At 74.3% G+C, this 22,232-nt stretch carries 18 protein-coding genes; 1 reads left to right on the top strand and 17 read right to left on the bottom strand.

The genetic code is table 11. From position 1 onward, the window contains the following. The first annotated feature begins 94 nt into the window (after positions 1-94). Positions 95-778 carry a gamma-glutamyl-gamma-aminobutyrate hydrolase family protein gene (locus tag GWK25_RS25135; protein WP_251829025.1) on the top strand — a complete coding sequence of 228 codons (684 nt, stop codon included), beginning with the start codon at positions 95-97 and terminating at the stop codon, positions 776-778. 36 nt (positions 779-814) lie between these two features. On the opposite strand, the gene GWK25_RS25130 is transcribed toward GWK25_RS25135, so the two are convergent. The 17 genes from GWK25_RS25130 to GWK25_RS25050 form a co-directional block, all read right to left on the bottom strand. Next, positions 815-2,005: an FAD-dependent monooxygenase gene (locus GWK25_RS25130; RefSeq protein ID WP_215453203.1), complete on the bottom strand. Its 1,191-nt coding sequence runs from the start codon at positions 2,003-2,005 to the stop codon at positions 815-817. 221 nt (positions 2,006-2,226) lie between these two features. After that, positions 2,227-3,693: an FAD-dependent monooxygenase gene (locus GWK25_RS25125; protein WP_215453200.1), complete on the bottom strand. Its 1,467-nt coding sequence runs from the start codon at positions 3,691-3,693 to the stop codon at positions 2,227-2,229. Between the two features lie 78 nt (positions 3,694-3,771). After that, positions 3,772-4,710 carry an alpha/beta fold hydrolase gene (locus GWK25_RS25120; RefSeq protein WP_215453197.1) on the bottom strand — a complete coding sequence of 313 codons (939 nt, stop codon included), beginning with the start codon at positions 4,708-4,710 and terminating at the stop codon, positions 3,772-3,774. 41 nt (positions 4,711-4,751) lie between these two features. Beyond that, positions 4,752-5,588 (bottom strand): NAD(P)H-binding protein, encoded by an 837-nt coding sequence (locus GWK25_RS25115; RefSeq protein WP_215453195.1) that lies wholly within the window; start codon positions 5,586-5,588, stop codon positions 4,752-4,754. A 38-nt stretch (positions 5,589-5,626) separates the two neighbouring features. Continuing rightward, a complete protein-coding gene (locus GWK25_RS25110) occupies positions 5,627-7,114 on the bottom strand; it encodes an FAD-dependent monooxygenase (RefSeq protein ID WP_215453193.1) in 1,488 nt (495 codons plus the stop codon). Between the two features lie 174 nt (positions 7,115-7,288). Then, the gene (locus tag GWK25_RS25105) at positions 7,289-8,371 is read right to left on the bottom strand and encodes a ScyD/ScyE family protein (protein WP_215453190.1); all 1,083 of its coding nucleotides are present in this window, start codon (positions 8,369-8,371) and stop codon (positions 7,289-7,291) included. Positions 8,372-8,545: 174 nt separating this feature from the next. After that, the gene (gene pcaB / locus GWK25_RS25100; RefSeq protein WP_215453188.1) at positions 8,546-9,976 is read right to left on the bottom strand and encodes a 3-carboxy-cis,cis-muconate cycloisomerase; all 1,431 of its coding nucleotides are present in this window, start codon (positions 9,974-9,976) and stop codon (positions 8,546-8,548) included. Continuing rightward, positions 9,973-12,024, bottom strand: a complete 2,052-nt coding sequence (locus GWK25_RS25095) for an FAD/NAD(P)-binding protein (RefSeq protein WP_374200640.1) — start codon at positions 12,022-12,024, stop codon at positions 9,973-9,975. Before GWK25_RS25095 ends, pcaB begins: the two co-directional genes overlap by 4 nt. A 258-nt stretch (positions 12,025-12,282) precedes the next feature. Then, positions 12,283-13,098: an MFS transporter gene (locus GWK25_RS25090; protein ID WP_215453187.1), complete on the bottom strand. Its 816-nt coding sequence runs from the start codon at positions 13,096-13,098 to the stop codon at positions 12,283-12,285. A gap of 111 nt (positions 13,099-13,209) precedes the next feature. Beyond that, the gene (locus GWK25_RS25085) at positions 13,210-13,983 is read right to left on the bottom strand and encodes a response regulator transcription factor (RefSeq protein ID WP_215453185.1); all 774 of its coding nucleotides are present in this window, start codon (positions 13,981-13,983) and stop codon (positions 13,210-13,212) included. A 205-nt stretch (positions 13,984-14,188) separates the two neighbouring features. Beyond that, positions 14,189-14,593, bottom strand: coding sequence for a GNAT family N-acetyltransferase (locus tag GWK25_RS25080; RefSeq protein WP_215453184.1), 405 nt, complete (start codon positions 14,591-14,593; stop codon positions 14,189-14,191). Next, complete coding sequence (purB, locus tag GWK25_RS25075) at positions 14,577-15,863, bottom strand: adenylosuccinate lyase (RefSeq protein ID WP_215453182.1); 1,287 nt, start codon at positions 15,861-15,863, stop codon at positions 14,577-14,579. Before purB ends, GWK25_RS25080 begins: the two co-directional genes overlap by 17 nt. A gap of 107 nt (positions 15,864-15,970) precedes the next feature. Next, positions 15,971-17,488, bottom strand: coding sequence for a glutamine synthetase family protein (locus GWK25_RS25070; RefSeq protein ID WP_215453180.1), 1,518 nt, complete (start codon positions 17,486-17,488; stop codon positions 15,971-15,973). Positions 17,489-17,492: 4 nt separating this feature from the next. Further along, entirely contained in the window at positions 17,493-18,893 is a 1,401-nt protein-coding gene (locus GWK25_RS25065; RefSeq protein WP_215453177.1) for an amidase, read from the bottom strand. Between the two features lie 57 nt (positions 18,894-18,950). Then, entirely contained in the window at positions 18,951-20,867 is a 1,917-nt protein-coding gene (locus tag GWK25_RS25060) for a hypothetical protein (protein WP_215453173.1), read from the bottom strand. Next, positions 20,864-21,193: a 4Fe-4S dicluster-binding protein gene (locus tag GWK25_RS25055; RefSeq protein WP_215453168.1), complete on the bottom strand. Its 330-nt coding sequence runs from the start codon at positions 21,191-21,193 to the stop codon at positions 20,864-20,866. The genes GWK25_RS25060 and GWK25_RS25055 overlap by 4 nt, the downstream gene beginning before the upstream one ends. Before the next feature lie 93 nt (positions 21,194-21,286). Further along, positions 21,287-22,174 carry a TatD family hydrolase gene (locus GWK25_RS25050; RefSeq protein ID WP_215453165.1) on the bottom strand — a complete coding sequence of 296 codons (888 nt, stop codon included), beginning with the start codon at positions 22,172-22,174 and terminating at the stop codon, positions 21,287-21,289. Positions 22,175-22,232: the final 58 nt, after the last annotated feature.

Raw genomic sequence — 22,232 nt, 5'->3', positions numbered from 1 at the left:
GAGTGAGGGTCCAGGGGCGTGCGGTGGGCTGCGGTGGCTGCCGTGCGGCAGCGGACAGGACGGACGTCGACTCAGTGAAGGATGTGCATCGCCCATGAGCGGACCGGTGGTGGCCGTCACGGCCGATACGAGCATGCTCAGCTGGACCATCTGGAAGGACGTGCCCGCGGCCGTCCTGCCGTTGGCCTATCTGGAGAAGGTGACCGGTGCGGGCGGTTCGCCGGTGCTGCTGCCGCCGCTGCCCGACGCCGTCGAGGAGGTGATGGAGCGGGTCGACGCGCTGCTGATGAGCGGGGGGCAGGACATCGAGCCCGCCCGTTACGGCGCGGTGCCCGGGCCGTATGCCCTGCCGCCGGACCCGGTGCGCGACGAGGCGGAGCTGCGGGCGCTGGCCGTGGCCGCACGGCGGGGCATCCCGGTGCTGGGGGTCTGCCGGGGTCTGCAGCTGATCTCGGTCTCCCGCGGCGGCACCCTGCACGAGCATCATCCGCGGCACTCGCCGAAGGTGCCCGGCCGCTACGACCGGCGCACCGTGCGTCTGGCGCCCGGCTCGCTCGCCGGGCAGGTGATGGGAGCGTCGGCGAGCGTGTACTGCCATCACCACCAGTCCGTGGACGTGCTGGGCGCGGGGCTGGTGGCCACCGGCTGGGCCGAGGACGGGCTCGTCGAGGTCGTCGAGGATCCCTCGGCCCGGTTCGTGGTGGGCCTGCAGGCGCATGCCGAACTGGGCGAGGACACGGCGGGGTTGTTCAAGGCGTTCGTCGACGCGGCCCGCTGAAGCCGGGGCGCCCGGCGGCGTGGGCCCCGCGCGGGGTCACACTCGCGCGGCCAGGTCCGCCTCCACGTCGTAGGACTGCGCCAGGGCGACGTCGCGGACCAGCTGCCGGATGCCCGCGCGCGGCGCGCCGGGTGTGCTCGGCGGGGTGGACAGGCGCTCGGAGCCGCCGCCGAGGGAGCCCTCGCGTACGCGGCTGGTGTGGGCCAGGCGCAGGTTCTCGTAGCGGGCCAGGGCGGCGGCGGGCGCGTTCGGGCCGTCGCCGCGCCGGGCGAGGCAGGCGGCCAGGGCCACCGCGTCCTCCACGGCCTGGCTGGCGCCCTGGCCGTGGTGGGGCAGCATCGGGTGGGCGGCGTCGCCCAGCAGGGTGGTGCGGGCGGTGCTCCAGCGCGGCAGGGGCTCGCGGTCGTACAGGCTCCAGTGCCCGGCTTCGGTGGCGGCCTCGAGGAGGGTGCGGGCGGCCGGTTCGGCGCCGGTGAACGCGGCCCGCAGCGCGCTGAGGTCGGCCGTGCGGCTCCAGGAGTCGCCGGCCGCCCGCGCCTCGGGGACGACGGCGACGAACGCCCAGGCCCGGTGGGAGCGCACGGGGTGGGCCAGCAGCCGTCCGGCCGGGCCGGTCCAGGTGAGCAGGGTGCCGGCGGGCAGGCCGGTGACGTCGCCGGCGGGGACGACGGCCCGGATCGCGGCGCTGCCCGAGAACACCGGCCGCTCGGGGCCGGCCAGGGCCCGGCGCAGCACGGAGTGCACGCCGTCCGCGCCGACGGCCACGTCCGCGCGGACGGCGGTGCCGTCGGCGAAGTCGATCGTCACGCCGCCGGTGTCCTCGGTGACGGCGACCGCGCGCCGGCCGAGGTGGATGTGGGCGGCGGGCACCTGGGCGGCGAGCAGGGCGTGCAGGTCGGCCCGGTGCAGGGTGTAGTGGGGGCCGTCGAAGCGGTCCGCCCAGAGCTTGCCCATGGGCTGGCGCACGAGGACGGCGCCGGTGTCGAAGGCCCGTACCTGCATCGTCTCGGGTTGTACGGCTGCGGCGTGCAGCTGGGCGCCGAGGCCGAGGCGGGCGAGCAGCCGGCTGCCGTTGGGGGCGAGGTGGATGCCGGCGCCGATCTCGCCCAGCGCGGGCGCCTGTTCGTAGACGTCGACGCCGATGCCCAGGCGGCGCAGGGCTATCGCGGTGGTCAGTCCGCCGATGCCCGCTCCGACGACGGCGACGTGCAGGGGTGGGTGGCTCATGTGGTGCCTTTCGGCTCGCGCGTCCTGGTGCCCCGCGCGGTGTGCGCACCGGTCTGGTGTCCGGGTCCTCGCCGGACAGGTCGGCGGCGGGCGGGAGGCGGCGGGGGCGGGGCGCGTGTGCGCCGCGTCCGGGTGTCTGCCGCCGCCTGCCGGGTGGCGCCCTGGGGCGTCTTCGACCCTAGGGCCGCCCGGCTGGACGGGGCGGGCGGGTGGATCGGTCCTCAAGCGGTCCCGAACCAGCGCAGAAGCGCCTGTTCGAGGTCCGCCTCGTCGGGTGCGGCCCAGGCGATGTGCCCGTCGGGGCGCACCAGCAGGGCGTGCGGGGTCTCCGGATGACGGTCGTCGTCGAAGTCGGCCGTGACGACGTCGACCCGGCCGGCCCAGGGTGCGGCGGTGGTGCGCAGGGTTTCGGCGTCGTGGGCGGCGGAGGTGATGAGCAGGACGCCGCGGGCGGTGTGCAGCAGGTCGGCGACGCGGCCGGGGTTGCCGTCGGCGTGTTTGAGCGGCAGGTCGGGGCGCAGTCTCTGGCCGAGGCGGGGGTGGGAGCCGGCGCCCATGTCGTAGCGGATGTCGAGGCCGCTGACCTGGCCGGCGAGGTGGCGGGCGACGTCGGGGTCGGCGACGAGTTCCTGCATGACGGCGCGCAGCGGCTGCATGTCCTCGCCGCTGAGGTAGAGCTTGGTCTGGGCGCGGGTGTTGCGCATCAGGAGCCGGCCGACGGGGTGGCGTTCGGTGTGGTAGGTGTCCAGGAGTTCTTCGGGGGCGCGGCCGTTGATGACGGCGGCGAGTTTGAAGCCGAGGTTGGCGGCGTCCTGTACGCCCACGCTCATGCCCTGGGCTCCGGCGGGCATGTGGATGTGGGCGGCGTCGCCGGCGAGCAGGACGCGGCCCTTGCGGTACCGGGCGGCCTGGCGGGTGGTGTCGGTGAAGGAGCTGATCCAGCGTACGTCGGCGTCGTGGATGCTCTCCCCGGTCATCTCCTGCCAGGCGTCGGCGATCACACCGAAGGTCAGGTGGCTCTTGTCCTCCGGCGGGCGCAGGGACTCGTTGTGGATGACGATGCGGGTGACGCCGTTCTGGAGGTTGAAGGACATCACCATGCCGCCGGGGACGCGTTCGCCGATGGGCCGGTGGGGGATGTCGGTGTTGACCAGGTCGGCCATGTACATCCCGCGGGTGGCCTCCCAGCCGGGGAAGTCGATGCCGGCCATGCGGCGCACCAGGCTGCGGGCGCCGTCGCAGCCCACGAGGTACTGGGCGGCGAGCCGGCCGGGTCCGTCGGGGCCCTGGTAGTCGACGACGACGCCGTCGTCACTCTCGTGGCAGCCGAGGACCTCGTGCGAGCGGCGGATGTCGACGCCGAGTTCGTCGAGCCACTCGCACAGGATCTGTTCGGTGCGGTACTGCGGGATGCCGCGCACGCTGAAGTGGTTGTCCTGCAGCTGGGAGAAGTCGATGCGTACGCCGCCGAAGTGGCCCTGGGCCCATTCGACGTCGCCGAAGCGGGCGAGCAGGCCGCGCTGGTCGAAGACTTCGGCGGCGCGGCGGGTGAAGCCCACGCCGCGGGATTCGCCGCTGGGGGCGGGCAGTTTCTCCAGCACGGTGACGTCGGCGCCGCCCAGGCGCAGTTCGCCGGCGAGCATCAGCCCGACCGGCCCGGCGCCGACGATGATTGCGCCCTTTGGCATGTCGTACTCCTTCACGCAACTGGCCGCCGCGGGCGGGCGGTTGCCAGGTCGGCTGTGGTCAGTCGGGTCAGAACCGGGTCAGCGGTCGGCGGTCGGCGGCCGGTGGTCGGCGGCCGGTGGCTGGCGGAAGAAGTCCAGGAGGTGGTGGGTGATGAGCTCGGGTTCTTCCTCGGGGAAGTAGTGCACCGACTGCTTGACCCGTTCCACGCGCACGTCGTCGGCCAGCGTGGGCAGCGTGGTGCGGAAGTGGTCGTGGGAGAAGCGGGAGCCGATGCCCAGCAGGGGCGCGGTGATTTTGGGGTAGGTCTTCAGGTCCGCGATGTCCTGGTGGTAGGCCTGGTACCAGGCGCAGGCGGCGCGGATGCCGTCGGGGTGGTCGTAGGCGGCGGCGTAGATGTCGCGGTCGCGGTCGCCGATCAGTGACTGGTCGTCCAGGGCGTGGGTGAACAGCCAGTCGATGACCTGGCGCATATGGCCGGCGTACAGCACCTGGGGCAGGTGCTGGACCTGGTTGAACGCCCACCACCAGCGGGTGATGCCGGTGCCCGGGCGGGCGATCAGCCGCAGGTCGTAGTAGCTGTCGTCGGGGTGTGCGGTGTCCAGGAGCGCGACCTTTCGGGTGGCTTGGGGGTGGTTGGCGGCGAAGGCGAAGGCGACCATGGCGCCCATGTCGTGGCCGGCGATGTGGACGCCGTGGTGGCCGAGGTGGCGGATCAGCGCGTGGATGTCGGCGGCCATCGTCTTCTTGTCGTAGCCGTCGGCGGGCCGGGCGGATCCGCCCATGCCGCGCAGGTCGGCCGCGATGACGGTGAAGTGCCGCGCCAGGTCGGGCAGCACCTTGTGCCAGGCCCACCAGGTCTGCGGGTAGCCAGGCAGCAGCACCAGCGGTTCGCCGCTGCCGCCGGTGACGTAGTGCAGCCGGGTGCCGCCTGCGTCGGCGTGGTGGCTGGTGAAGTCGCCGGGCAGTTCGCGCGCGAGTTCCTCGTCGGTCGGGGTGCGGCCGGCTTGCGCTGTCATGTCCCTCTTCTCCGGGGGGCGTCGGGCAGCGGGCGAGTGGGTCAGGCGGCGAAGGCGGCCGCGTTCTGCTTCGCCCATGCGCTGAAGGGGCGGGCGGGGTGCCCGGTGAGCAGCTGGACGTCCCCGCTGAGGGGGACGGGCCCGGTGGAGGCCGCCCACAGCTCGATCAGGGCGTCGGCGATGTCGCCGGGCATCGAGTCGGGCTTGTGGGCGCGCCACACCGCAGGCGGGATCGGCTGCACGGGGATGTCCCGGCCGGCGGCTGCGGCGATGACGGCGACCTCCTCGCGGAAGCTCAGCGAGGCGGGGCCGGTGAGGTGGTAGGAACGGCCGCGCGTCTCGGGGCGGGTGAGGGCGGCGTAGGCGCACTCGGCGATGTCCCGCTCGTCGATCGGGTCGGCGTAACTGTCGGGGAAGGGCAGGGTGACGGCGCCGCGGGCCCGCAGCACGTACGCCCAGGAGGCGGCGTTGGAGGCCAGTGCCCCGCAGTTGAGGGTGGTGACGGTCAGCGGGGAGGCGGCCAGCGCGCGTTCGACCGCCAGGTGCGGGGCGGCGATCGGGTTGGTGGCGGCGTCGGCGCGCAGCACGGCGTCGGCGGACATCACCACGACGTGCTCGACGCCGGCGGCGACGGCGTCGGCGGTGAACCGCTCGATGTGGGTGGGGTCGCAGTACAGGAACACCGAGGTGACGCCGTCGAGGGCGGTGGCGAAGGTGGTGGGGTCGTCCAGGGCGAGGTGCACGGTGGGGACGCCGTCGGGCGGGGTCAGCTTCTCGGGGCTCGCGGAGGCGGCTGTGACGGGCACGCCGTGGTCGGCGAGGAGCCGGACGAGCAGCGATCCGACCTTGCCGCGGCTGCCGGTGACGAGGACGGTCATGACAGGGTCTGCCTCTCCTGGAGGGGGTCGCGGGGGCGTCAGGCGGCGGGGCGGCCGAACCAGCGGTGCAGTGCCTCGCGCAGGTCTGCGCCGTCGGGGTCGTCGGGGTCGTCGGTCCACACGATGTGGCCGTCGGGGCGCACCAGGACGCGGGCCGGCGGGGGCGCGGCGGCGGTGTCCGGCGGGGCCCAGGTGCCGGTGACGGTGTCGACGCGGTCGGCCCAGTCGGCGGCCGTCTTCGCCGCCGGCTCGTCGTCGCCGGTGACGATGAGGACGCCGCGGGCGCTGCGGAGGAGTTCGGCGACCCTCGTCCGGCTGCCGTCGGGGCGTTCGAGGACGTGGTGGGGGGCCAGGCGCAGGCCGAGGTGGGGGTGGCCGGCGGGGCCGACGTCGTAGCGGATGTGCAGGCCGCTGACGCGTCCGGCGAGGTGGCGGGCGACGGGCTGCAGCTGCACCAGTTCGCGCATGACGGCGCGCAGCGGCTCCATCTCCTCGCCGCTGAGGTAGAGCAGGGACATGGCGTGCACGTCGGTCATGAGTTTCTCGCCGATCGGGTGCCGTTCGCCGTGGTAGGTGTCCAGGAGGTCGTCGTCGGCGTGGCCGCGCAGGACGGCGGCGAGTTTGAAGCCGAGGTTGACGGCGTCCTGGAGGCCGACGCTGACGCCCTGGGCGCCGAGCGGGGCGTGGTCGTGGGCGGCGTCGCCGGCCAGGAGGACGCGGCCCTTGCGGTACTGGGCGGCCAGGCCGGTGGCGTTGGTCAGGGCGCACATCCAGGTGGCGTCGGCGTGGTGGATGTCCTCGCCGGTCAGCCGCTGCCAGGCGTCGGCGACCTCGGTGAAGGTCAGTTCGCCCTCGCCGTGGTGGGGGCGGATACCGGGTTCGTGGATGACGATGCGGTCGACGCCGGGTTCGAGGGTGACGGACAGGACCATGCCGCCGCCGGGGATGCGTTCGCCGATGGGCCGCATCCGCAGGTCGGCGCCGACCACGTCGGCCAGGTACAGGCCGCGGGTGGCCTTGCTGCCGGGGAAGGCGATGCCGGCCAGGCGGCGCACGGTGCTGTTGCCGCCGTCGCAGCCCACGAGGTAGGAGGCCGTGTCCGTAACGGGGCCGGCGGGGCCGGTGAAGCGGGCGACGATTTCGTCGTCGGTCTCGGTGAAGGAGGTCAGCTCGTGTCCGCGGCGGACCTCGACGCCGAGTTCGGTGACCCAGGTGCCGAGCATGTCCTCGGTGACCGACTGGGCCAGGCCCATGACACCGAAGTGGCTCTCCTCCAGCAGGGAGAAGTCGATACGGACACCGCCGTAGTGGCCCTTGCTGCCCCAGCGGATGTCGCCGAGGCGTTCCAGCAGGCCGCGCTGGTCGAAGACTTCGGCGGTGCGGCTGGTGAATCCCAGGCCCCGGGATTCACCGCTCGGGGCGGGCAGCTTGTCGTAGACGACGACGTCCGCGCCACCGAGGGCGAGTTCGCCCGCGAGCATCAGGCCGGCCGGGCCGGCTCCCACGATGATCACGCCGTGTGGCATGTCGACTCCTCGGTACAGGTGGATGGGGATCAGGAAAGCCCGCTGGTCTCGACGGGCGGTGCAGTCCGGCTCAAGTGGTGCGGCGGCAGCAGGAGTCGGGGAATGGGCGGGGCCGGGACGGGGGGCGGCCCCGTCGGGCGGGGGAATGCCGACGGGGCCGCGCTGGGGGGAGGGTCAGGGGTGGACCCGGACGAGCTGGCCGTCCGCGCTGTGGGCGTTGTTGGTGACGTACACCTGGTTGCGGGGGCCGACGGCGAGGCCGGTGGGCTGCCTCAGCTGCCCGCCGGTCGGGATCTCGGTGACGGTCCTGCTGCCGGTGTCGATCTTCGACAGCTTCGCCGGCAGCGGCGGTCCGGCCTGGAAGCCCTCGGTGAAGGACAGGGCCAGCAGGTCGCCCTGGCAGTCCACCGCCAGGTCGATCAGGTTCGTCAGGCCGGTGACGAGCACCTCGGGCTGCTTGCCGGGTGCGGCCTTCCAGATCCGGGCGGAGCCGGCGACCATGCCGCTCATGTCGGCGAAGTACACCGTGCCGTCCTTGGCGCGGACGATGCCGGTGGGGACGGCCTCGGCGGTGCGCACGGGGGTGACGTTGACGGGCACCAGGAAGTCGGTGGAGGTGGTGCCGTCGCCGTGGACGCGGACGAGGTCGTTGGAGCCGGCGTCGGTGACCAGGAAGCCCGAGCCGCTGCGGACCAGGCCCCAGGGGTTGGCGTGCACCTCGCCGCCGTCGGGGTTGAGCCGGGTCTCGTGGGCGGCGAGATCGCCGAGGATCTTGCCGTCGCGGGTGCGGAAGACCGTGCCCAGGGTGGCCGCGTCGGGGCCCAGCGACGTCCGGTAGTCGGTGGTGCCGCCGAGGTTGCTGACGACGTCGTAGCCGCCGTGCGCATCGGGCACGGCGTCGGTCGGTCCGGTCGCGCTGACCGGGGCGCCGGCCGCCACCCCTTGTGCGTGGGAGGCCAGTCCGCTCGCCACGCGGCCCTTGAAGCTGCCCTTGACCTTGTAGACGCCGCCGGTGGGTCCGACGCAGCTCTGCCCCTCGGCGCAGCCGGGAAGGCCCTCGCCGGCCTCGGCGACGAGGATCGTGCCGTCGGACAGGACGGTGATGCCGCGGGGGTTCTTCAGATGGTCGGCCAGGACCTCGATCGTGGCCGTGGTGCCGGCGTGCGCCGCCGGGGCGGTCAGCGCGGGGGCCGCGACGACGGTGGCGGCGGCCGCCGTCATCAGGCCCGTTCCCCAGGACCTGCGTGATATCGACATGATTCTCCCTGACTCGCTCTTGGCTCCCGCTTCTTCCGAGCAGCTGTGCAATTCTGCGCCAGAATAGGGGAGAAATGGTTTTCGAATAACCGAGGGAAAGCATTTTCCGGGCGTATTTGATTGGAATTCGAGTGAGGCTCCGGGGATATTCGTCCGGTGGTTTTCCGGGGGGGGTCACGGCTCGGGGGCGGTCCGGTGGAGTGCCCGGTCCACCAGGGCCGCGGCGGCTCCCGTGCAGTCGGCCGGATCGAGCAGCCGGGCCACCGCGCGGGGCGTGAAGTGGCGCCGGACGTCGGGGTGTTCGGCCAGGACGTCGGCGAGCGGCCGGGACGTCTGGGCCGCCCGCAGCGAGGCGGCGGCCAGCAGCCGCCCGGCCGCGGCCCTGCCCAGCTGCGGGGCGAGGGCCGCCGCGGCCCGTTCGGAGACGATCTGCCCGCCGGTGGCCGCCAGGTTGGCGCGCATCGCCTGCGGACGCACCGTCAGGCCCCCGACCAGTTCCACGGCCGTGTGGGCGGCGCCGCCGGTCAGCCGCAGGCACTCGCGCAGGGGCTGCCACTCCGCGTGCCACACACCCGCCGAGCGTTCGTCCTCGGCCGGCAGGCACTGCGCCAGGACCATGGCCAGCGCGGGCACCTGGAGGGCGGCGGAGCGGATCAGCGTGGCCAGGACCGGGTTGCGCTTGTGCGGCATCGCCGACGACACGCCGCGGCCCTCGACGGCCGGCTCGGCCACCTCCGCGATCTCGGTGCGCGCCAGCACCAGCACATCCGCGGCGATCTTGCCGAGGGCGCCCGTGGCGCAGGCCAGGGCGGCTCCCAGGTCGGCGACGGGGGTGCGCAGCGCGTGCCAGGGCAGGACGGGCACGGCCAGCCCCGTCTCCGCGGCGAAGGCGGGCAGCAGCGTCTGGAGCAGGCCGGCGGGGGCGGTGTCCGCGCCCGCGTACTGCGCATAGCCCGCCAGGGTGCCGGCCGCGCCGCCCAGGGACACCGCCAGCCCCTCCCCCCGCACCCGCTCCAGGCGCTCGACGGCGTCGAGCACCAACTGCCGCCAGCCGGCCGCCTTCAGCCCGAACGTGGTGGGCACGGCGTGCAGGGCCAGGGTGCGTCCCGCCATCACCGTCTCCCGGTGCTCGGCGGCCAGCGGCGCGAGCGCGGCGGCCACCGTGCGCAGGTCGGCGGTGATCAGCCGCAGCGCCCGGGCGGCCACCAGCATCGCGCCGGTGTCGAAGATGTCCTGGCTGGTGGAGCCCCGGTGCACGAACTCCACGGCGTGCGGCGCGTCCTTCGCCAGCGCGGCCGTCAGCGCCGCGATCAGGGGGACGACCGGGTTCGCCGTCTCCCGGGCGGCCAGCGCCACCTGCCGTACGTCGATCCGCTCGGCGCGCGCCGCGGCGGTGATCGCCGCTGCGGCCGACGCAGGAACGGTGCCGCAGCGCGCCTGGGCGCGGGCCAGGGCCGCCTCCGCGTCCAGCATGGCCTGCAGCCAGGCGACGTCGCCGACCGCGGCCTCGACGGGGGTGCCGGCGCGCACCGGGGAGAGCAGCCCGGCGTCCGGCTGGCCGGTCGGCCTGCGGGCGGCGGGCGGCGGTTCATGCGTCGTGGTCATGCCGCGCTCCGCTGCGTCGCCGGCACCGCCGCCGCGGCGGGGGTCGTTCTCGTCCCGGCCGTGGCGGGGGCCATGTCGCGGGCCGCGGGGGCCGGCCGGAGCGTGGCGGGGGCCCGGGTCAGGGCCGCGGGCAGGGCGAGCACCGCGCCCGCGATGGCGTCGGAGTCCTCCAGCGTGACCGAGCCGACCCCCGGCCTGATCCCGGCCGCGGTCACCCAGTGCACGGACTCGGTGGGCACCCCGTAGGCGAAGCGCCGCGGATGGGGCACGTCCCGGGCGTCCAGCAGGCGGTAGGGGCGCTCGGTCACCGCCAGTCCCCCGGTCTCGTAGTCCCCGTCGGCGCCGGGGACGCGATGGGGCCGGCACCCGCCGGTGCGCAGCAGCTGCCGCATCAGCGGGTCCGCGGTGCGCCGCAGGTCGATCTCGGGCAGCCGGGCCTCGATCAGCACCCGCGCGCACACCCGCACGTCCTCGATGTGTGTGGAGGTCGCCACGAAGCAGGCGCCGTCCGTGTCGGTCTCGATCCGGATGCCGGGGCCGGTGACCTGGAGGATCCCGGCGTCCATCAGCGCGGCCATCTCCTCCACCCGCGAGGCCGGCGGCCCGATCGACAGATAGGCGTTGAGCGGCGTGTACCAGCCGTCCAGCTCCGCGCGATGGGAGTCGGCGTCGAGCCCGGCGTGGTCGACCGCGAGCCGCACCTCGTTGCGCAGGTCCCGCAGCACGTCCAGGGCCGCCTTCACGGGGCCGCTGACATTGCCCTGGCGGGCCAGGCGCACGTCCTGCTCCAGGTGGCCGCGCAGCCACACACCGAAGGACGCCGCGTCCTCGAAGCGGCGCTCGCCCCAGGGGCGGGTGACCCGCCGCCAGTCCCAGCGCTCCTCGGGAGCGATGCCCGCCTCCTGCAGCAGCCGCTCCTCCTGGCGGCCCGGCGCGCAGGCGAGGTAGCGGCGCGCGAACTCGGCGATGCGGTCCGCCTCCTGACGGCCCGCCAGCAGCGTCTCGCTGTAGACGCACGCCACCTCCTTCGCGATCAGCGGCCACAGGTCGGTGCCGAACCGCAGCGGCCGCCGGCCGGGCGCGCGCAGCGCGGCGAGGTACTCCTCGGTGAGCAGGCGCGGGAGGTAACGGCCGTGCGCGCCCTTCTCGTTGTCGCCGCGCGCCTGGTAGGGCACCCCGCGCCGCGAGCCGGCGTACAGACGCGGTTCGCGGCCCGAGGGGCGGTAGAACAGGCGGCCGTCGGCGGCGCGTTCGAAGACACCGCCGCGGGCGTGCGTGAACAGCGCCATGTAGTCGAAGAAGTTCAGGCCCAGGCCGCGCAGCAGGACGTTCTCGCCCGGTGCGACGCCCGACAGGTCCACGTCGGCGGGGTTGGCGGGCAGGACGTAGGTCAGGCCGTGGCCCTCGGCGAAGGCCGCCAGGCCGGCTTCGGTGTCCGTCGGCAGGACCGGCACATGGCCCTGGGCCAGCACCACCGCGGACAGCCCGGTCAGCCGGGTGCCGTCCTCCAGCACCACCGTCTGGGGGGCCGCGTCCGGCTCGGCGCCGGCGTCCTCCTCCAGGGCCACGGCCCGCTGGGCGTGCACCGCCACGGTGACGTGGTCCGGGGCGCCCGCGGTGACCTGGTCGAACACCCAGGTCAGGTAGTGGCCGTACAGGGCGCGGGTGGGGTATCCGTCCGGGCCGAGGTCGCGTGCCTCGGCGAGGATCTCCTCGCCCAGCGGCAGGCCGGTGCCCGGGATCCGGGCGCCCGGGCCGAGGGCCGCCGCCCACTCGTACAGGCTCGGGCCCTCCTCCAGCGGTCCCTCGATGCCGACGCTGGCGTCGGTGTAGAGGGTGACCTGCGAGGCGACGGTGTTCATCAGCAGGTGCCGGGACTGCGAGGGCCGCCACACCCGGCCCGCTCCGGCCGGGCCGGGGTCGACCACGTGCACGGTGAGTTCGGCCCAGCGCGGGGAGCTGCGTTCCTGGGCGCACAGCCGTTCCAGGACGGACAGCCCCCGCGGTCCGGCGCCGACGAGGCACACTTCCATACGTCCGCTGCTCACAAGGACAGACCTCTTCCTGAGGGTTTCGGGCGGAGCGGGGCGCGTGTGCCGTCCTCGACGTCTCCCTGCTCCGCCGCCACGGTCGGCCCAGGCGCTCAAACGGGGGTGGGACGGCGCTGGAGGCACCAGCGGGGAGGACGTGGTGGCCAGGGCGGCCCGGCAGGGGCCGACCGGGGCTGACCGGGGCCGACCGGGCGTCGGGCAGGGCGTCGGGCAGGACGTTCTGACAGGGCGTCAGGGTTTCGGAGCTGGGGGACGTCAGACGGCGGGCAGGCCGGGCAGCAGGGAGGCCAGCCGGCCGGCGGCGCCGAGGAGCATCTGCACCACGCCGTCCACGGCCGGGGCGGGCGTGGTGCGGGCGCGGGTCGTCAGGTGCGCCAGGGCGGTGACCGCGAGCAGCAGCAGGGCCGCGCGGCGGTAGTCGCCGCAGGCCCTGCCGTGCAGCGGCGCAGGCAGCGCCACGGCCAGGGCGAGCGCCAGCGCGCCGAGGCAGACGGTGGCCCAGGGCACCCACAGGTGGGTGGCGAGGGTGACGTCGGCCAGACGGCCGGTGGACAGCGCCAGCACGCTCGCACCGACGAGGGTGGCCAGGTACGGGCCCCGTTCACGGGCGGGGAGGCGTTCGGCGAACAGCGCCACCACGCCGGCCGTCGCCCCGCCCGTCCCCAGGCCCTGGACGAGGCGCGCGGCGAGCAGCGGGCCCGCGTCCCGGACGGCGGCCCCCAGCACCGTGCCCGCCACGAGGAGGGCGAGGGAGCCGATCACGGCGCGGCGGCGTCCGTGCCGGTCGGCGAGGGCCCCGAGGGCGGGCAGCGCGGCGGCCGTCACCAGCGGGGACCCGCCGGCCGCCCACGACGGGCCGCCGCGCGCCGCGGACACGTCCAGCTGGCAGAGCAGGATCGCCAGGACGAGCGGGGGCAGCAGCAGGCTCACGGCATGGCGGCGCACCACGGGCCCGGCGCGCCGTAGGGCTGCCGTGAGGGGTGTGCGCCGTACGGCTGCCGTGCGGGGTGTGCGCGGCGTGGCTGTGGCGTCCTCGGGGCGCAGCGGGTGCCGTGCCGGTCGCTGAGGCAAGCGGATCCACCCCCTTCTCCCCCGCTCGTCGTCGGCGCCACCGGCGCGCGGCAGGCAGTACAGCAAGGGCTGCTCGAGGGCGCGTCGAGGCCGGGTGCAGGCGGGGCGGGGTCAGCCGTGCCCGAGTTTGAAGCCGACGCCGCGCACGGTCACGATCCAGCCGCTGGCGCCGAGTTTGCCGCGCAGGCTGCTGACGTGGGTGTCGACCGTGCGGCGTGACCATGTGTCACCCCAGACCCGGTGGAGCAGCTGCTTGCGCGGGATGACCGTCTCGGGGTGCGAGGCGAGCAGGCACAGCAGGTCGAACTCCTTGCGGGTGAGGGGCACCGCGACGCCGTCCACGGTGACCTCGCGGGAGTTGACGTCGATGCGCAGCGAGCCGTGCCGGATCTCCTCGACCGTGCTGGGCTGCCACCGGGTGCGGCGCATCACGGCCTCGATGCGGGCCATCAGCTCGCGCATCCCGTAGGGCTTGGTGACGTAGTCGTCGGCGCCGGCCTGCAGGCCAAGGACACAGTCCAGCTCCGAGTGGCGGGCGGTGACGATGATGACGGGGACGCGGCTGGCCGAGCGGATGGCGCGGCACACCTCCAGCCCGTCCAGGTCGGGCAGTTCCAGCGCGAGCAGCACCAGGTCGGCGTCGCCGTAGGCCTGCAGCGCCGCGCCGCCGCGGGTGACGCCGACGGGCTGGTGGCCGTGCCGGCGCAGCTGGGCGATCAGGGGGTCGCCGAGGTCGGGGTCCACCACCAGCACGCGCACCGCCGTGGAGGCGGCGGCCGTCGTCGGGGCCGCGAGGGCCGCGGGTACGCCGTCGGCCGGGCGAACCGGCTGCGGGTCGGGTGTGTGGAGCTCCGGCAGCATCTGTGCCGTCGTCGTCTGGCTCATGCCTCCCCCAGGGATCTGGCGCTGGTCCGTCCCGCGCCGCCTGCCGCGGCGGCCGGATCCGGCCGGCCCCGATCCGCGTGCGCGGGCGGGGCCGGCCGCGTGCCGCTCACGACCGTAGGCACCGGCGGTCGAGTCCCGCTGAAGCCCGGGTGGGCGGCCGCTGGGTGCGCGGACCGGTGCTCCGGTTCTCCGGTCGCCGGTGGTCCTACGGGTTCAGCACCCACGCCGAGTGGTGGGCGGTGAAGCCGATGTGCGGGTAGTACTCCGTCGCGGCCGGGGCCGACAGCAGCACGATCTTCGCCGTCGGGGCCTCCTTGCGGGTGGCGTCGATCAGGGCGCGGCCGATGCCGGAGCGCTGGTGGGTGCGGGCCACCGCGATGTCGGACAGGTAGGTGACGTAGGAGAAGTCGGACACGCTGCGGGCGATGCCGACGAGGGTGCCGTCGGCGTCGCGGGCGGCCAGGACGAGGTTGGCGTTGCGCACCATCGCCGCCATCCGCTCGCGGTCCTCGGCCGGGCGCCGCCGGCCCAGGCCGGAGGAGCGGTACACCTCCAGTACCTCCTGAAGGTCCAGGGCGGCGCCCTCGACCCGCTCAATCGTCCAGGTCACGAAGGATCTCCAATCGGCTGCGCACCACGTCGTGGTGGGTGAGGAAACGCTCGGGCCCGAGCGCGGGCGGGTCGATGCCCTCGTGGGCGAGCGTGGCGGAGAAGTGCTCGCCGGTGGCGATGGTCCGGTTCGCCGCGGCCTGCACCGAACGGTAGGCCCGTTCGCGTTCGACGCCCTCGCCCAGCAGGTCGGCGAGGACCGGCGAGGAGTAGATCAGGCCGTCGGTGGCGTCCAGGTGCGCGCGCATGCGCTCGGGGTGCACGGTCAGTGCCTGCACCAGTTCGGCCGCCTTCGTCGCCTGGAAGTGGCCCACGGACAGGCTGTCGGGCAGGACGACCCGTTCCACCGACTGGTGGGCCAGGTCCCGCTCGTGCCACAGCGCCACGTTCTCCAGCGCGGCGGAGGCGTAGCCGCGCAGCAGCCGGGCCAGCCCGCACAGCCGTTCGCTGGTGGTGGGGTTGCGTTTGTGCGGCATGGCGCTGGAGCCCTGGTAGGCGCCGGCCCGGGGCTCCTCGACCTCGCGGACCTCGGTGCGCTGCAGCAGCCGCAGCTCCAGGGCGACCTGTTCGACGCAGGCGCCGAGCGCGGCGACCGCCTGCAGGAGCTGGGCGTGCCGGTCGCGGGCGACGACCTGGCTGGGCACGGGCTCCACGCCCAGGCCGAGCGCCCGGCACACGTGGGCCTCGACGGCCGGGTCGATCAGGGAGTAGGTGCCGACCGAGCCGGAGACCGTGCCGACGGCCACGGCCTGGCGGGCGGCGGTCAGCCGGGCCAGGGAGCGGTCGGCGGCGAAGGCGTAGCCGCCGAGTTTGTGCCCGAACGTGGTGGGCTCGGCGTGGATGCCGTGGGTGCGGGCCACCATGACGGTGTCCCAGTGTTCCAGGGCCCGCGTCGCCAGGACGCGCCGCAGCCGCCGGGCGGCGGTGATGAGCAGGTCGGTGGCGCGGGCCAGGGTGTGGCCGAGGGCGGTGTCGACCAGGTCGTAGCTGGTCATGCCGAGGTGGACGAAGCGGGCGGAGTCTTCCGGGATCGCCTCGCAGTAGGCGGCGAGGAAGGACAGCACCTCGTGGTCGCGTTCCTTCTCGATCTCGGCGACGCGGGTGGCGAGCGGGACGGGCGCGCGGCGCATGTCGTCGAGGGCCCGGCGGGGTACGCGGCCGAGTTCCACCTGGGCCTCGGTGGCGAGGATCTCGACCTCGACCCAGGTGGCGTAGCGCGACTGGTCGGTGAACAGGTCGGCCATCTCGGGCAGGGTGTAGCGAGGAATCATCGTCGGCCTTCGTCCGGGGGTGGTGGGCGGAAGGGGCGTGGGCCGGGGGGGCGGTGCGGGGGGTGTGTCCGCGGCCCGCACGGGGCCCGGCTTCGGCAGCGTTTGCCTCAGTACGCTCCGAAGTACTCGCGCTGCTCCCACTCGGTGACCTGGCCCGGGGCGGGGGCGGCGTGTGTCGTCCAGGCCTCGTAGCGGCGCAGTTCGCTCTCCTTGAGCCTGGTCAGGCAGGCGGTCAGCGGGGCGCCCAGGAGCCGGTCGGCGCGGCCGGCGGTGAAGGCCTCCAGGGCCTGGCGCAGGTGCTGGGGCACCACTTGGCCGGGTCCGTCGTCGGGCCCGCCCCTGTCGTCGGCCCCGGTCGCGGCCGGGCGGGCGGTCAGGCCGTCGAGGCCGGCGAACAGCTGGGCGGCGATGGTGAGATAGGGGTTGGCGCACGGCTCGCCCATGCGGTTCTCGATGTGGGCGCCGGCGCCGCTGCCGACCAGGCGGAGCATGGCGGTGCGGTCCTCCACGCTGTAGCCGACGCGGGTGGGGGCCAGGGCGTGCTCGGCGGCCAGGCGGCGGTAGCCGTTGACGGTGGGCACCGACAGCAGGCACAGCTCGCGGGCCCAGGACATGAGGCCCTCGGCGTACGCCTTGCTCTGCGGGGACTCTCCGCCGGAGAAGCCCTCGGCGGAGAAGATGTTGCGGCCGGTGGCGCTGTCGGTGACGGACTGGTTCAGGTGCCAGCCGCTGGGGTCGGCAGCGGGCAGCAGCGGCTGGGACATGAAGGAGGCGTGGTGGCCGCGGCGGGCGCAGAACCGCTTGGTGTGGGTGCGGAACAGCAGCATCGCGTCGGCGGTGTCCATGGCCGACATGGGGCTGAAGGTGGTCTCCACCTGGCCGGGGCCCGACTCGTGCTCCATCGAGCGCAGGGGCAGGCCCAGGGCGAGCAGGTCCAGGGCGAGCGGGTCGGTGACGGGGGCGACCGTGTCGTAGGCGGCGTCCAGGTTGAACTGGTAGCCGGCGTTGACGGCGGACACGCCCGGGGCCCGGCCCTGCAGGCCGAAGCCGTTGCCCTCGTTGCCGGGGGCGTCGTCGAGGCGGCGGGTGAGGTACCACTCGACCTCCAGGCCGAGCACGGGGGTGAGCCGGCGGCCGGTGTAGGCGGCCAGGACGCGGCGCAGGACGGCCCGCGCGGACAGCGGGTGTTCGGTGCCGTCGCGCAGGTACTCGTCGCCGATCACCCAGGCGGTGCGCGGGCCGGGGCCGGGCAGCACCTGGAAGGTCAGCGGGTCGGGCACCAGGACGAAGTTGCCGGCGCCGGTGATCTCGTCGACGCCGATGCCGTGCTCGCCGCGGAAGTCGACGGCGACGGCGTGCCCGGTGTCGAACAGGAACGGGCCGGGGCTGAAGTTCATGCCGCCCTGCAGCACGCCGCGGAAGGCCTGGGCGGTGAGGGTCTTGGAGCGGGCGAGGCCGTGCGGGTCGGCGAAGACGAGGCGCACGAGGTCGACGTCGTCCAGGGCTGCTTCGAGGCGTTCGGCGGCGTCCAGTTGGGCGGCGTCCCACAGCCCGTGGTCGGTGACGAACGACGGGCGTCCGGCGCTGCCTTCGGCGACGGGGACGGACCATGACCTGGCATACATGGCTTCAGAGCGTCCTTTCGCCGGTGACGGCGGGGGTGAGGTCGGGCACGGGCGGGCGCGGCAGCGGCGCCAGCATCGCCTCCAGGCGGCGGGCCACGGTCAGCACGAGGTCGTCGGCACCGACCGGGCCGACGAGCTGGAGTCCGGCCGGGAGCCCGGAGCGGGTCAGTCCGGCGGGCAGGGACACGGCCGGCTGGCCGGTCATGTTGTACGGGTAGGAGGCGGGTGCCCAGGACAGCCACAGCAGGTCGCGCGGGTCGGCCGCCCAGGGGGGTCCGACGGCGTCGGCCGCGAAGGGTTCGACGGGCACGGTGGCCATGGCGAGCAGGTCGTAGCGGTCCATGACCGAGCGCAGGGTGGCGCGCAGGTTCTGGCGCACCTCCTCGGCGCGGATGACCCGTACGCCGCTGAGGGTGCGGCCGTGGCGGACGATCTCCAGGCGGCCGGGGTCGCAGAAGGACTCGATCTCCGGCGGGGTGCCGGCGGCCTCGGTGGCGGCGAGGATGTCGACGACGGCCGGGTAGAGGTTCTGGCAGCGCACCTCGATGTCCTCGACCCGGTGCCCCTCGGCCAGCAGTGCCGCTCGGCCCTGTTCGGTGACGCGGCGGATCTCCTCGTCGGTGCCCTCGTACTCGATCCAGCCGATCCTGAGGGCCCGCAGGTCGCGCGGGGAGTCCAGGGAGCCGAGGCCGGAGTCGGGGTCGGTGGGGTGGGGGCCGGCGATGACCTGGCCGAGCAGGCCGACGTCGGCGACGGAGGCGGCCAGGGGGCCCTGGTGGGCGAGGCGGTCGGCGCCGTTGGGCCAGTAGGGCACCCGGCCGTAGGAGGGTTTGTAGCCCACGACGCCGCAGAACGCGGCCGGGATGCGGATGGAGCCGGATCCGTCGGTGCCCAGCGCCCCCTCGCACAGTCCGGCGGCGACCGCGGCGCCCGCGCCTCCGCTGGAGCCGCCCGCGGTCAGCCGCGGGTCGTAGGGGTTGCGGGTGGGCGGGGCGACGCGGCCGACGGTGCAGGCGCTCCAGCCGAACTCGGAGGTGGTGGTCTTGCCGACCACGACGGCGCCGGCCGCGCGCAGCCGGGCGACGGCCGGGGCGTCCTCGCGGGGCCGGTCGTTGGGCAGCAGCGAGCCGCGGGTGGTGGGCAGGTCCCGGGTCTGCAGCAGGTCCTTGACGGAGACGGTGACGCCCAGCAGCGGCTGCTCCCACCAGGCCTCGCGGCCGCGTTCGCGGATACGGGCGTCGGCCTGCTCGGCGGCTTTGAGGGCCTCCTCGCCGCCGGCGGCGACGTAGGCGCCCAGGGTGTCGCGTTCGCGGATGTCGGCCAGGACGGAGCGGACGTGGTCGACGACGGTGAGCTCGCCTCGGGAGAGGAGGTCCTTGAGGTGGCTGATGCCGCGGGCGGTCATCGCACTGTCCTTGCCCGAGCGCTGGGGTGCGGGCAGCGGCGGGGTCCGCCGCGGGGGTCAGGACGCACGGCGGACCTGCCCGGCGTCGGTGGCGTCGGTGCCGCCCGCGATGGCCGACCAGTGCCACGGGGAGTCGAAGGCGGTGACCTCGACGGGCCGGCCGGCCGCGGCCATCGCGGCGACCAGGGTCGTGGCGCGGGCGACGAACGCCGACACGCGGTGCGCGGCGAGCAGGTCCTGCTCGTCGAAGGGCTCGCCGGCGCAGCGCAGCAGCCTGAGGTCCATGAAGCCGTGGAACCGGTGTCCGTCGACCTCGACCGTCTGCGGGGTGCGCAGCGCGAACCGCACGTTGTTGTTGACGTGCCCGTGGTGGTGCTGGTCGGAGTGGAAGGAGATGTCGGGGATGGTGGGGGGCACGAAGTGGTCGCGGTCCCTCACCTCGGGTTCGCGGGGCAGGTTGCCGGCGATGAAGTGCCAGGAGTTGTACTGCATGCGCGAGGACATCGCCCAGGCCGCGTCGGCGAGGGCGGCCGGGGAGCCGCCGAAGTGGCGGGCTGCCCGGGGGTCGGGGACCACGCAGCAGAAGAAGCGGGTGATGTCCCAGTCGCAAATCTCCGCCCAGCGTTCCTCGCGCAGGGCCGAGATCAGTTCGGGCAGCGAACGCATGCCGCGGCTCATGGTGAAGTCGGCCTCGAACGCCTCGGTGGTCGCCGCGACCGTCTCGTGGACCAGGGACTCCAGGCCGGTTTCGAAGTCGCCGTGCGGGTCGGCGAGCCAGTGGGGGGAGGCGGCGAGATGGTCGCCGAGTTCGGCCAGCGTGGTGCCGGCCAGCGGAAGCCTCTCGCTCAGCCGGGTGCGGACGGCGTCCTCACGGGCGCGGGCCCGCTGCCCCGGGGCGGCGGCCACCCGCTCGATCTTGTGCATGAGCGCGCCGTGGATCTCGCGGTAGAGCTGGGCGCCGCGCTGGGTGGCGGGGCGGTGCGCGCGCAAGGAGACGGCGAGGGCGTCCAGCGCGCGGATGTCCTGTGAGGCGGCCGGGGCGATGGTCTCGCCGCCCAGCACGCTGTTGTAGCCGCGGCGGATCCGCTCCAGCATGTGGGCGACGTGGCCGACGGTCAGCTGGGTGCCGTTGGCCTCCTCCACCCGGCCGGGGCCGGCCGAGCGGATGAGCAGGGTCAGGCAGACCAGCAGCTGCACCTCGCTGTCGGACCACAGGTCCAGCGGCCTTTGCTGAAGGTCGCTCAGGGTGCAGTCGGGGTGGCCGGGCCACAGGGTCTTGCCGGTGAGATTGTTGGGGCCGCGGAAGTTCGTGTACAGCTTGTCCTGCTGGTACAGCACGAACGGGGCGGTGCGCAGGGCCGCTTCCTTGGCCTGCTCCAGCAGTTCCTGCCGGCCTTCTTCGCCCTGCTGGTGCAGCCAGGTGCGGCAGTCGGCGGCCGAGCGGTCCTCGCGTTCGGCGGCGTGCCGCAGCAGCTCCTGGTAGGTCTGCAGGGTGCGGGCCGTCCAGGGCACCTGCCGTGCCCCGCCGACCAGTTCGTGCCGCTCCAGCGGCTCGTCCCCGGGCACCCGCACCCTGATGCGGCCGCCGGTGGACAGCCCGATCTCGCCGAGGAAGGCGGCTTCCCGCCCCTCCCCCGGCGCCGGCGCCGGCGCGGGGGTGTTCTCCTCGCGCCAGGACAGGGCGCACAGTGCCTGCAGCGCGGCCTCCTGCGCCGTGCCGAGCGCGCGCAGCTGCACGTCGGCGGGGACGTGCCCGTCGAGGGTCAGCAGCACCTCGACGAACGAGCGCAGGCCGGCGGCCTGTTCGGCGCGGCGCCAGGTGTCCTTCAGCAGAGCGGGGAAGCCGGCGTCCGGGTCGAAGGCGTGGTCGGGTTTCTGGGTGCCGGCCGGGATGCCGAGCCGGCTGGGGCGGCGGCTGATCCGCTTGCGGGCGTTGGCGGCGCGGCGGGACTCGGCCCGTTCCTGGCCTCTCACGGGGTTTCCTCGGCGGTCAGCCCGATGTGGTTCCACATCGCCTCGTCGGTCGGCGTCCAGTCCTCGTCGACGTAGATGCAGTCGACGGGGCACTCCAGCACGCACGCGGGGCATCCCGAGCACAGCTCGGGGATGATCACCACGTCCAGGCCGCGGTCGAAGATGGCCCCGAACTCCGCGGGGCAGCTGCGCAGGCAGGTGTCGCAGGTGATGCACTCGGACTTCTCGATACGGCGGGGCGGCTTCTTGAAGTTGTCGGGGCGGGCGCGTTCGGCGATCCGTTCGGCCCGCCCGGACAGCGCGGCCGACGAGGCGATCTTTTTCACGGCGGAGACCTTTTTCGTGAGTCGTCTTGACCACAGCCGGAGTCGGACGCCCTTGATGTTCCGGGACGTATCTCGACCGGTCCCTGAGCTGAGTTAAAGACCGGGTCGAGCCCTGGGGAGGGGCTGATTCCGGACGGGTGTGCCGCGCAGCACGGAGTTGCCCTGGTGGGTGGGTCCGGTGGCGGTGAGGGAGAGGTCGAGGCGGCCGGAGAGGGAGTAGAAGGCGACCGGGTTGCGCCACAGCACGAGGTCCACGTCGTCCTCGTCGAAGCCCGCGGCGAGCATGGCCCGGCCCACCTTCGCCGTCTTCAGCGGATCGCTCCTGCCCCAGTCGGCGGCGGAGTTGACCAGGACCCGTTCGGGCCCGTACTCCTTGAGCACCGCCACCATCCGGTTCTCGTCCATCTTGGTGTCCGGGTAGACCGAGAACCCCAGCCAGCAGCCGCTGTCGCGGGCGGCGGCGACGGTGGTCTCGTTCAGGTGGTCCAGCAGCACCCGGCCGGTGTCCAGCGCGGATGCGGCCACGGCGTCCAGGGTGCGCTGGAGTCCGGCGAGCTTGTCGCGGTGCGGGGTGTGCACGAGGGCGGGCAGGTGGTGGTCGGCGGCCAGTTGCAGCTGGGCGGCGAGCGCGGTGTCCTCGGCCGGGGTCATCGAGTCGTAGCCGATCTCGCCGACGGCCACGACCCGGTCCTTGACCAGATAGCGGGGCAGTTCCGCCAGGACCGGTGCGCAGCGCGGGTCGTTGGCCTCCTTGGGGTTGAGGGCGATCGTGCAGTGGTGGGCGATGCCGTACTGGGCGGCCCTGAACGGCTCCCAGCCCAGCAGCGCGTCGAAGTAGTCCACGAAGGAGGCCACCGAGGTGCGTGGCTGGCCCAGCCAGAAGGAGGGTTCCACCACCGCGCGGACACCGGCGGCGCGCATCGCCTCGTAGTCGTCGGTGGTGCGTGAGGTCATGTGGATGTGCGGGTCGAAGATGCGCAACGCCGTTCTCCTCGCTCGGTGCTCGGTCGGTGCTCGGTCGGCTGGGCGGGCAAGGGGG

The sequence above is a fragment of the Streptomyces sp. ATCC 21386 genome (assembly GCF_018728545.1).
Taxonomy (GTDB): Bacteria; Actinomycetota; Actinomycetes; order Streptomycetales; family Streptomycetaceae; genus Streptomyces.
Note: the sequence above shows the minus strand (reverse complement) of the source record. Positions and strands in the feature narration are given on the sequence as shown.

Coding starts and splice junctions, on each gene's coding strand:
- GWK25_RS25135 (WP_251829025.1), top strand. CDS start 95: ATGAGCGGACCGGTGGTGGCCGTCACGGCCGATACGAGCATGCTCAGC.
- GWK25_RS25130 (WP_215453203.1), bottom strand. CDS start 2,005: ATGAGCCACCCACCCCTGCACGTCGCCGTCGTCGGAGCGGGCATCGGC.
- GWK25_RS25125 (WP_215453200.1), bottom strand. CDS start 3,693: ATGCCAAAGGGCGCAATCATCGTCGGCGCCGGGCCGGTCGGGCTGATG.
- GWK25_RS25120 (WP_215453197.1), bottom strand. CDS start 4,710: ATGACAGCGCAAGCCGGCCGCACCCCGACCGACGAGGAACTCGCGCGC.
- GWK25_RS25115 (WP_215453195.1), bottom strand. CDS start 5,588: ATGACCGTCCTCGTCACCGGCAGCCGCGGCAAGGTCGGATCGCTGCTC.
- GWK25_RS25110 (WP_215453193.1), bottom strand. CDS start 7,114: ATGCCACACGGCGTGATCATCGTGGGAGCCGGCCCGGCCGGCCTGATG.
- GWK25_RS25105 (WP_215453190.1), bottom strand. CDS start 8,371: ATGTCGATATCACGCAGGTCCTGGGGAACGGGCCTGATGACGGCGGCC.
- pcaB (WP_215453188.1), bottom strand. CDS start 9,976: ATGACCACGACGCATGAACCGCCGCCCGCCGCCCGCAGGCCGACCGGC.
- GWK25_RS25085 (WP_215453185.1), bottom strand. CDS start 13,983: ATGAGCCAGACGACGACGGCACAGATGCTGCCGGAGCTCCACACACCC.
- purB (WP_215453182.1), bottom strand. CDS start 15,863: ATGATTCCTCGCTACACCCTGCCCGAGATGGCCGACCTGTTCACCGAC.
- GWK25_RS25070 (WP_215453180.1), bottom strand. CDS start 17,488: ATGTATGCCAGGTCATGGTCCGTCCCCGTCGCCGAAGGCAGCGCCGGA.
- GWK25_RS25065 (WP_215453177.1), bottom strand. CDS start 18,893: ATGACCGCCCGCGGCATCAGCCACCTCAAGGACCTCCTCTCCCGAGGC.